At 71.6% G+C, this 3,734-nt stretch carries 7 protein-coding genes and 1 pseudogene; 3 read left to right on the top strand and 5 right to left on the bottom strand.

The window, feature by feature from the left end; translation table 11 throughout:
• The 3 genes from FCI23_RS64535 to FCI23_RS54470 all read right to left on the bottom strand — a co-directional run.
• On the bottom strand, nucleotides 1–230 hold a 230-nt coding region (locus FCI23_RS64535), incomplete at its 3' end, for a hypothetical protein (protein WP_211265900.1).
• A gap of 13 nt (nucleotides 231–243) precedes the next feature.
• Nucleotides 244–537 (bottom strand): hypothetical protein, encoded by a 294-nt coding sequence (locus tag FCI23_RS57955; RefSeq protein WP_169317472.1) that lies wholly within the window; start codon nucleotides 535–537, stop codon nucleotides 244–246.
• 232 nt (nucleotides 538–769) lie between these two features.
• Entirely contained in the window at nucleotides 770–1,003 is a 234-nt protein-coding gene (locus tag FCI23_RS54470; protein WP_136731597.1) for an Lrp/AsnC family transcriptional regulator, read from the bottom strand.
• A 377-nt stretch (nucleotides 1,004–1,380) separates the two neighbouring features.
• Here FCI23_RS54470 and FCI23_RS54465 point away from each other — a divergent pair, with 377 nt between their 5' ends.
• Entirely contained in the window at nucleotides 1,381–1,587 is a 207-nt protein-coding gene (locus FCI23_RS54465) for a hypothetical protein (RefSeq protein WP_136731596.1), read from the top strand.
• A 682-nt stretch (nucleotides 1,588–2,269) separates the two neighbouring features.
• Here FCI23_RS54465 and FCI23_RS54460 read toward each other — a convergent pair.
• The gene (locus FCI23_RS54460) at nucleotides 2,270–2,626 is read right to left on the bottom strand and encodes a hypothetical protein (protein ID WP_136731595.1); all 357 of its coding nucleotides are present in this window, start codon (nucleotides 2,624–2,626) and stop codon (nucleotides 2,270–2,272) included.
• A 309-nt stretch (nucleotides 2,627–2,935) separates the two neighbouring features.
• Here FCI23_RS54460 and FCI23_RS54455 point away from each other — a divergent pair, with 309 nt between their 5' ends.
• Nucleotides 2,936–3,247: a hypothetical protein gene (locus FCI23_RS54455; RefSeq protein WP_136731594.1), complete on the top strand. Its 312-nt coding sequence runs from the start codon at nucleotides 2,936–2,938 to the stop codon at nucleotides 3,245–3,247.
• Here FCI23_RS54455 and FCI23_RS57950 read toward each other — a convergent pair.
• Nucleotides 3,244–3,477, bottom strand: coding sequence for a hypothetical protein (locus tag FCI23_RS57950; protein WP_169317471.1), 234 nt, complete (start codon nucleotides 3,475–3,477; stop codon nucleotides 3,244–3,246). The genes FCI23_RS54455 and FCI23_RS57950 overlap by 4 nt on opposite strands.
• A gap of 81 nt (nucleotides 3,478–3,558) precedes the next feature.
• Here FCI23_RS57950 and FCI23_RS54450 point away from each other — a divergent pair.
• A pseudogene (locus FCI23_RS54450) lies at nucleotides 3,559–3,734 on the top strand (SpoIIE family protein phosphatase); the annotation flags it as partial.

The following is a 3,734-nucleotide window of genomic DNA, read 5'->3' as shown; positions in this document are numbered from 1 at the left end:
CGCTGCTCGCGTTCAACGTCGGCGACAGCCGGGTGTTCGACGCGGCCCGGGACGGACTTCGCCAGGTGAGCGTGGACGACAACCCGCCGCTGGCGCCGGGGCAGCGCACCACGTCCCTCCTCACGCAGACGCTCGGCACCGCTTTCACGACGGTCCCGCCGCTCGCGGCGTCGCGCCAGCCCGGTTGGGGAGGTGTTGTACGGGGTGCCCTGACCTGTGCCGCTGCACACGGTGCGCCCAGTCTCACTCGCGTGGGCGGCCCGTCCACTTGCGCAGGAGGCCGAATCCCATCAGGAGTGTCGCCAGCCACATGCCTGCGGAGACCCAGATGAGCGCCGCCACCGCTGTCAGCGACCCGGCGACGAGCAGGCACAGCGACGCCGCGGCCAACGCGGCCACGATCACACCGTGTGGCCTGCGAATCTCCTCCCAGAGGTGGCGTCGGGTGCTCAGGCGCAGGGTGCGCAGGCTGCGGTCGCCGCTGCTCGCGGTCCGAGAGCCCGGCTCCGCCCATCGCTGACACCGTACGTCAGCCATGTCCGCCGTCGCATGCGCCTCGCTGCCCTCGGCCGGGCCGACGGCCCGGCCGAGGGCCTGTGGAGACGTTGGCGACCTGGGGAATCAGCCGCCGAACGGGCGGCCCTTCGGGTGCCCTGCCCGCTGCGTACGCACCAAGGTGGCCAGCGGCCCGGCCTGCGGCGGTCACTGCGCCGGAAGTGAGCCGCCTTACGGCTGACGCCCGCGTGACGCCTCGTCTCGGGCCAGGGAGTTAGAGCTCCACCACCGGACAGGTCAGGGTGCGATAGATGCCTTCGACCTGCTGGATCTGCGCTACCACCAGGCGGCCCAGGTCGTCCACCGTCGGACCCTCGGCCCGCACGATCACGTCATACGGTCCGGTCACGGACTTGGCCCGCAACACCCCCGGGATTGCTGAGATCGCTTCGGTCACAGCGGGCGCCTTGCCGATTTTGGTCTGGATCAGGATGTAGGCCTCGATCATCACGGACCTCCCGGCGCCCGGTTGCACGCTTGCCCTACGAGACAAGGTGACGCTGCTGCGACCTCGCCGTCCAGGGCCGGGTGTGCTCCGGCACGCAAGTGTCACCAGCCGCGTATCGGGATGGCCTTTGTGGCTGGACCGGATGCTTGGCGCGGCCGGACGGCGGGCCGCTCACGTGCGCGGCCCCAACTTCGCACCGTACAGACGGCCGCCGCAGCGACGTCACCCAGCCCCGGCACCTGCAGCGACCATGTGCCCTGCTTCTCAGTATATAAGACGAATTGCAGAATTCTTCAATTCGCTACGTGATGTGGCTGCCATGCCCGTGGTGCGGCGACGGGCACGGCCACCCGGCAGTGGTGACCAGGAGGCATGACGTGGAGGAAGGCTTCGAGGCCAGCCTCAGGCGGCGGGAGCGCGGTGCGCGCGAGGCGCTGCGCCGGGCAGCTGAGGAGGGCGACGAGTACGCGGTCGTCACGCACACCGGTGACCTGGAGAACCTGCTGCGGCTGGCCCGTATGCACGGAGTGCAGGTCGGCGCTGCCCCGGAGCCGGATACCGTCGGCGGGGCGGGCGAAGACTGAAGCGCGGTGCCGGTTCGGCCGCATCGGGGGGGGAAGTCCACGGCGGCCTGCTCGATGACGAGGCGGCGCGGGGGGTGCCGCGACCCCGCAGCCCCGGGCCCGGCAATCGGCCGGAACCCAGGGCGGGGCGTGATCGCCTCCGGGGCCAGGTGCTGAGCGTGCGGGCCGTCCCGGCCGTCGACGGGTTCGCGCAGTGTGTCACTCAGCCCGTCTACACGTCCTGGAGTGAAGTCTGGACCCTGGTCACCGCGCGGTGGGCGTGGCCTTGCTGATCCCCGGCGCATTGGTCACCAGCAGCGTCCGGCACGCGGCCGGGTCTCCCGGGACGTCGAGGTGACCTGCACGAAAAATTGACGCGGCTCGGCTCCCGGACGAACGGTGAGTCAGGCCGCCAACGTCTTGCGGGTTCCGGTCCGGCAGCACGTCCACGACCCGGCATACATGGGAGAAGATCCCGTACCGGGCCCCTGGTGAGCGGCCCTCCAGCCCTCGGCGGACCCAGACGGCCAGGTCGACCCTGCGGCCTGATCGACGCGTGCCGACACACCCTCTGAACTGCACGGACGCAATATTCGGCACTCGCACGCCGGTCAGGCGTCCGGGTGGTGGCGGAAGACGGCCATACGCGGGACCCCACCGCCTGCCGGACCCGGGGGCCTTGGCGGACCGCCTCCTTGGGTGGTCAGATTCCTGCGGCGGTGCGTACGGCGCGTGCGGTGGCTTCGGGGTCGGGGTCGGTGACGGCCAGGCGGGAGTAGGGCGAGGGGTGACGTAGCTCGACGCACACGACGGGCCGACGGGCGCGGACGGCCGCGAAGTCCTTTCCGCGGGAGTGCGGCCGGGTGCCGAGGGAGAGCGCGCCGGGGATGAAGGTGCCCCGGCCGGGTATGCCGTGCAGGGCCCGCCACCAGTCTGGTTCGATGGCCACCTGGTGGACCGCGGACAGGGGCACGTGCACGTTGCGGCGCCGGGCCGCCGCCTTCTCCCACCACGAAAGGCGGACGATGAGGTCCTCGCCCTTGACCACGAGCCGCGCCATCGTTCCTCCGCACCGTGCCCACCGCCCTCGCCGCGCCACTCTGCCTCGCGGACGCCGCACCGCCACTCCACTCCTTACGGACGGGCTGCGCCACCGGAGGGGGACCGCAGTGCGGTGTCGCCGAACGAGGTCGCTCCGCCTGCGGTTGTGGGCCCCGGTACCGAACCTGACTGCGTCATCGGGGGGGGTACGGTTCCTGGGGTTTGAGGCGGTGGTGCGGCGGCTTCGGGCCGGGGCTGCCTGGTGTCACCCGGTCGGCCCTGGTGTCACTTGCCTGGACTGGGGGCGGGCCATCCTACGATCCCGGATGTGGACGACACTGATGTGGACGACGCTTTCGACTTCCCGGCCGATCTCCTGCAGCTGCAGCGTGAGTTGGACGGGATGCGGGGCGAGCTGGTGCGGTGGCCGCAGGCCTTCTCCCGCCGGGGTGGTGACGAGCAGCGGGTGATTGACATGTTGTGGGCCCGGCAGTCGCAGTTGTCCGCCGCCGTGGCCGAGCACCCGTTCTTCGCCGGCCGGGACACCTACGGGTGCGTCAAGGCTCATCTGGCCCTGCAGGGGATGAGCGCCCGCGCTGCCGCATCGCCGGGCGGTGCGGCAGTCACCCGTTCGGCCTAATCGCCGGGGCTGGAAAGCCGGGGCTGCCGGCGACCGCTGGCCGGGCGGGTGCGGGGCGGCGCACTGCATGCGGGGCGGTCGGCACCGGTGCGGGTCCTGCACTGGTCTCCGGCGGTGGTAGGCGGTGTGAGGATGTCGGGGCCCTTGTCCGCGAAGTGCGCCCGGTCCGGGGCGGCGTTGCTGATGAACCCATCGGGCTGCTCGCCCTCGCCCTGTGTCCTGATCGGCACCTACGACGACCTATTCCAGCACCGGCGCGGCTGCCGGAGATAGGACCACCCGGCCGGGGTCGGCCCCCGCAACGGGGGCCCCCCGGTGGAGCACGGCTGATTGTCGGCGACGTCCAGGGCAAGGGCCTGGACGCGGTCGAGACCGCCGCTGTCGTGCTGGGTGCCTTCCGGACGGCCGCCCACGACGAACCCGACCTCGCATCGGTCAGCGCCCGTCTGGAGCGTGCATCTCGTTGGGAAAGCTCCTCCGGGCGACG

This window comes from Actinacidiphila oryziradicis, assembly GCF_005047355.1.
In the GTDB taxonomy this organism is placed as follows: Bacteria; Actinomycetota; Actinomycetes; order Streptomycetales; family Streptomycetaceae; genus Actinacidiphila; species Actinacidiphila oryziradicis.
This window is presented reverse-complemented; position numbering and strand designations above follow the sequence as displayed.